6 protein-coding genes and 1 pseudogene are annotated in these 4,889 nt (G+C 64.4%); 4 read left to right on the top strand and 3 right to left on the bottom strand.

The window, feature by feature from the left end:
- The 3 genes from VGD20_RS00685 to cobS all read left to right on the top strand — a co-directional run.
- The coding region (locus tag VGD20_RS00685) for a J domain-containing protein (RefSeq protein WP_331132609.1) at positions 1 to 589 on the top strand (589 nt) is incomplete at its 5' end.
- Positions 590 to 599: 10 nt separating this feature from the next.
- Complete coding sequence (locus tag VGD20_RS00680) at positions 600 to 1,037, top strand: nuclear transport factor 2 family protein (RefSeq protein WP_331132608.1); 438 nt, start codon at positions 600 to 602, stop codon at positions 1,035 to 1,037.
- 93 nt (positions 1,038 to 1,130) lie between these two features.
- On the top strand, positions 1,131 to 2,120 hold the full coding sequence (gene cobS / locus VGD20_RS00675) for a cobaltochelatase subunit CobS (RefSeq protein ID WP_331132607.1): 990 nt from the start codon (positions 1,131 to 1,133) through the stop codon (positions 2,118 to 2,120).
- A gap of 4 nt (positions 2,121 to 2,124) precedes the next feature.
- Here cobS and VGD20_RS00670 read toward each other — a convergent pair whose 3' ends face one another.
- A complete protein-coding gene (locus VGD20_RS00670) occupies positions 2,125 to 3,192 on the bottom strand; it encodes a DUF5694 domain-containing protein (RefSeq protein ID WP_331132606.1) in 1,068 nt (355 codons plus the stop codon).
- Between the two features lie 166 nt (positions 3,193 to 3,358).
- Here VGD20_RS00670 and VGD20_RS00665 point away from each other — a divergent pair, with 166 nt between their 5' ends.
- A complete protein-coding gene (locus VGD20_RS00665; RefSeq protein WP_331132605.1) occupies positions 3,359 to 4,549 on the top strand; it encodes an alpha/beta hydrolase in 1,191 nt (396 codons plus the stop codon).
- A 4-nt stretch (positions 4,550 to 4,553) separates the two neighbouring features.
- Here VGD20_RS00665 and VGD20_RS00660 read toward each other — a convergent pair whose 3' ends face one another.
- On the bottom strand, positions 4,554 to 4,685 hold the full coding sequence (locus VGD20_RS00660; RefSeq protein WP_331132604.1) for a hypothetical protein: 132 nt from the start codon (positions 4,683 to 4,685) through the stop codon (positions 4,554 to 4,556).
- Positions 4,682 to 4,889, bottom strand: a pseudogene (locus tag VGD20_RS00655) (MFS transporter); the annotation flags it as partial. The gene VGD20_RS00660 and the pseudogene VGD20_RS00655, both read right to left, overlap by 4 nt.

The raw sequence follows: 4,889 nt of genomic DNA, 5'->3' as shown, positions 1-4,889 counted from the left end.
GTCTTCCGCCCGCCCCACCCGATTTCATGGCCGCGTCCCGCGCGAAGAACGCTGCGCCGCGCCCGGGTGCCGCGAGCCCGGCGAATTTCGCGCGCCCGTGTCGTCGCACCGGTCGCCCGACGGCCCGCCGCCCTATCGCTGGCTGTGCCTCGACCATGTGCGCGAATTCAACGCAGGCTATAATTTCTTCGAAGGGATGAGCGCCGACCAGATCATGGCGGCACAATCGCCGACCGCCGGCTGGGAAACCGAAAGCCGCGCCTTTCGTCCCGCGGGCAGCGCCGACCTGCCGCCGCGCTGGGCCGATTTCAAGGACCCGATGGATGCACTCGGCGCGCGCTTTCGCCAGCGGATGGACGCGGCGCGGCGACAGGCCGCCAACCCCGGCCTGTCACGCAAGGAGCATGACGCGATGCAGGTGCTCGCGCTGCCCGCCGACGCCGACCGTGCGGCGCTGCGGCGGCGCTACAGCGAACTCGTCCGCAAATATCATCCCGACCGGAATGGCGGCGATCGCAGTTTCGAGACGCGGTTGGGTGAGGTAGTCCAGGCATATCAATTGCTGCGCAAGACGAAGGCCTTTGCATAGGAGAGGAACGATGACCGACCTGGACGAAGCACGGATCGAAGTCGTGCGCCGGCACATGGCGCTCGAGATCACGCACGACTGGGACGGCGTCCTCGCGACCTTCGATCATCCGCGCTACGAGTTGATGGGTCCCGGCACGATCTTCGATGGCGAAGCGGCGGTTCGATCCTATTTCGCAACCTCGCGCGAACCCTTTCCCGATCAGGCAAACGAGGTGATCGCCATCGCCGCCGACGCGGCAACGAATACGGTGCTCGTCGAATTCTGGCTGACCGGTACGCACCTCGGCCCACTGAAGCTTGGTGTGCGCACGATCGAACCGACCGGCAAGGCATTCCGCATTCGCATGGCCGCGAGCTTCGAATTCGCACCCGGCGGCGACAAGATCGTCTGCGAACGCCCCTATTACGACCAGTCGGCGGTGATGAAGGCGCTTGGTTTGTTCTGAAAAGGCGTTGCAAGCCGCAACCCATGAAGATACCGCGACAGCCGAAGCGCCGCCCGGCGGCGACTCTCCCCGTTTGCTTGCTGGACTTTTGCCATGACCGATATCCCGAACAGCCTTCCCGATCACCACGGCTCGACGCTGCTTGCAGCACCCGATACCGAGGTCGATGCGCGCGAGATGTTCGGTGTCGATATCGACATGCAGGTGCCGGCGTTCAGCGAGGCCGACGAGCGCGTCCCCGACCTCGACCCCGCCTATGTCTTCGACGGCGACACGACGCTCGCGATCCTCGCGGGCTTCAAATATAACCGCCGCGTGATGGTGCAGGGTTATCACGGCACCGGCAAGTCGACCCATATCGAACAGGTTGCCGCCCGCCTCAAATGGCCGTGCATCCGCGTCAACCTCGACGCGCATATCAGCCGTATCGACCTTGTCGGCCGCGACGCGATCGTGCTCCGCGACGGCCAGCAGGTCACCGAATTTCGCGAAGGCCTGCTCCCTTGGGCGCTGCAGACGCCGACCGCGCTCGTCTTCGACGAATATGACGCGGGCCGTCCCGACGTGATGTTCGTGATCCAGCGCGTGCTCGAGACCGAGGGCAAGCTGACCCTGCTCGACCAGAACCGCGTGATCCGGCCAAACCCGCATTTCCGCCTCTTCTCGACCGCCAATACGGTCGGGCTCGGCGACACCAGCGGCCTCTATCACGGTACGCAGCAGATCAACCAGGGCCAGATGGACCGCTGGAACATCGTCGTCACGCTGAACTATCTGCCCGCGGCGACCGAAAGCGCGATCATCCTTGCGAAGGTGCCGAACACCGACGAAACGACGGTCGCCAATATGGTCAAGGTCGCCGACCTGACGCGCCAAGGCTTCATCAACGGCGATATTTCGACCGTCATGTCGCCGCGCACGGTGATCAGCTGGGCGCAGAATACCGCGATCTTCAACAATATCGGTTTCGCCTTCCGCCTGAGCTTCCTCAATAAATGCGACGAGGCCGAGCGGATGATCGTCGCCGAATATTATCAGCGCGTGTTCGGCGAGGACCTGCCCGAAAGCGTCGTCGGCAAATAGACCGTCATTTCAATACCGCCTCGGCGTCCACCAGCCGGACGTCGTGCATCATACCCAGATAGGCTTCGAAATAGCCCTTGTGCGATGCGCCGACGATCGCGAGCGTTCGCGCGCCGGGGCGGACCGCCATCGCGGCGCGGATATTCGCGACCATGCGCAGGTTCCGGGTTTCCCACCAGCCGGTGTAGCGCCGCCCATATTGCTGCGGACTGGTGTCGGCGAGCGCCGCGCCGAAATCGCTGTCGAACGCCATGCGCATCGTCGCCGGGTCATTGTAGTTTCGATAGAGCACCAGCACGCCCTCGCCATCGAGCTTTGCTTCCAGCGCCTTGTCCGCCGCGATTCGCCTCTTCACGACCGGATTGTCCCAGATGCGTTGCAGCGCCGCACCGTAACCGGGATCGCTGTCGAGCGACGCGGTTGCTGCGTCGGCGCTGTGATCGTCCGTCGCATGGACGCGCTCGAGCCCCAGTCGCGCCGCGAGCACCGACCCGATCATGAAATTCTCGTTGCGGCGCGTCATCAGCTTGTTCAATTCCGCTATGAGCGTGTCGTCGAGGCTGTCGCCGGTGCGGCGCTCGCTGGCGGGCAAACGCAGCCACTGGACGAGCGCGGATGCGGGTTCACCGCCTGCAAGGAACAGCGCGGCGAGGCGGCGGCGGTCGGCGGGCGCCGGGTTTGCGGGCCAGGCTGCGAGCAGCCTGTCGGCCTCGACCGTCGCTGCGACCATGTCGAGCCCGACAATCTTCTGCGCCGCGCTCGGGTCCCGGCAATAGTCGGCCGCCCCCGGATAAAGCGGCTTGTAGCGGACCAGCAATTCGCAATCGGTGCCTGAAACCCCCTCGATCGTGATGATCGCAGGTTTCCATTCGGCGAGGCGATCGAGCAGCGGTTCGAGGCTTTCGGGCTTGAAGCTATCGGGAAGCCCCGACAGGTGCGGCGTGCCGAGGACGAGCACCTCGCCCGGCGTTCCCGCAACATTGCCCTTCAGCGTGCGCGGATCGAATTGCGGAACATAGGCGGGCTGCGCGGCCGCGCTCATCGTCAGCAGCAATGCGGTGAAAGCCGTCACAAAATCCTCCGCCCTGGGTGGGCCGACCGAACGGCCATGGACATCGGATAGGCGAAGTGTATTATTCGATCAACACTCTTCGCGGGCATTTTTTCCCGCTTCCAAAGCCCGCTATCCTCTGCCAGCGTCGGCGAATGTATCAGGCTTTTCAAAGATGAAGTCCGCCATGCCAAAACGCCTGCTCGCCGCGCTTGCCCTCGTTCCGCTGTCGGGGTGCAGCATCGCGGCGGTCGATTATGGCAAGATCCGCCACGCCGACTATGTCGCCGACCCGCGCTGCACCGCGCAGCCGGGCGCAGTCGTCGACGGCGAGGCCTTCCCCTATTTCTTTGCGACGAGCCGTCTGCCCGACTGCCGCAACCCCGAGATCGAACTGCTGCGCCACCGCGGCGACCAGATGCGCTACGGCCGCTTTAACGCGCCGCGCGATGTCGTCGTCGGCAAGAAGAAAAGGCTGCTCGCGCCGATCGCTTTCCAGACCCCGGCCGACTGGTGGCGCGCGCTGCAAGCCGAGACGGACCGCAAGCAGGGCCGCGTATTGCTCTATATCCACGGCTATCGCGAGAATTTCTCGACCACGTCGAAGGACGCCGCGCAGATCGCGCGCATGACGGGCTTCGACGGGCCGATCATCGAATATAGCTGGCCGTCGCAGGGCAAGATCCTGAGCTATGTCGTCGACGAAACGAATATGTATCACGACGTCCGCAATTTCCGCGACTTCCTGAAGACGCTCGCAGAGCAAGGCTGGGTCAAGGAGATCGTGATCGTCTCGCACTCGCTCGGCGCGCGGCTGGTGATCCCCGCGGTCTCCTATGTCGACCGCACGTCGAGCAGCGCCGACAGCAGCAATATCTCGAACATCATCCTCGCCTCGCCCGACATCGACCGCGAGACGTTCGAGCGCGATATCGAGGCGGAAGTGCTGTCGGCACGGCGCGTCGCGGCGGGCCGCCGGATCACCGCTTATGTTTCGCGCGCCGACAAGGCGCTCGCGGCATCGCGCGCGATCCACGGCTATCCGCGGCTGGGCTCGCCCTATTGCTTTGATCCGTTCGAGGCCGCCGATCTGAAGGCCAAGGGGCTTCCCGAGCGTTGCTACCCCGCCGCGCGGACCGGCTTCACCGTGATCGATACGACCGACGTGTCGCGCGGGTCGACGGGGCACAGCAATTTCCTGCGCAGCGCGGTCGTGTGCCGCGATTTCGTCGATGTCGTCGCGAACCGGCGCACGCGGCCCGAGCGTGTCGCGACGCAATGGGCGCATGTCTTCCGGTTGCTTCCTGATCCGGCGGTACCCAAGGATGGCGACGATGCGATCTGCCACCGGACGCCCGAGATCGAAGAGCCGCAGTGACCTGCTAAAAACCGCACATGATCGCAAAATTGGTGAGCCAGACGACCGGCCCCTCGCCGGTCCAGAGCCAAAGCCCCCCCGCAGCGATCAGGACAAAGACCACCAGCGCGATCCAGTCCTGCCGCGCGAGCTTCATGCCGGCTCCGGCCGTTTGACCGGCGCATCGGCGATCGGCAGGTGGACGAGCCCTGCGAACAGCCCGAGCGCGATCGTGAAGCCCCAAGCGATATTATAGCTGCCGGTAGAGTCGAAAATCAGCCCCGCCATCCACGCGCCGAAAAAGCTGCCGATCTGGTGGCTCAAAAACACGATGCCATAGAGCATCGAAAGATAGCGGATA

The sequence above is a fragment of the Sphingopyxis sp. genome, from assembly GCF_036402335.1.
In the GTDB taxonomy this organism is placed as follows: Bacteria; Pseudomonadota; Alphaproteobacteria; order Sphingomonadales; family Sphingomonadaceae; genus Sphingopyxis.
Note: the sequence above shows the minus strand (reverse complement) of the source record. Positions and strands in the feature narration are given on the sequence as shown.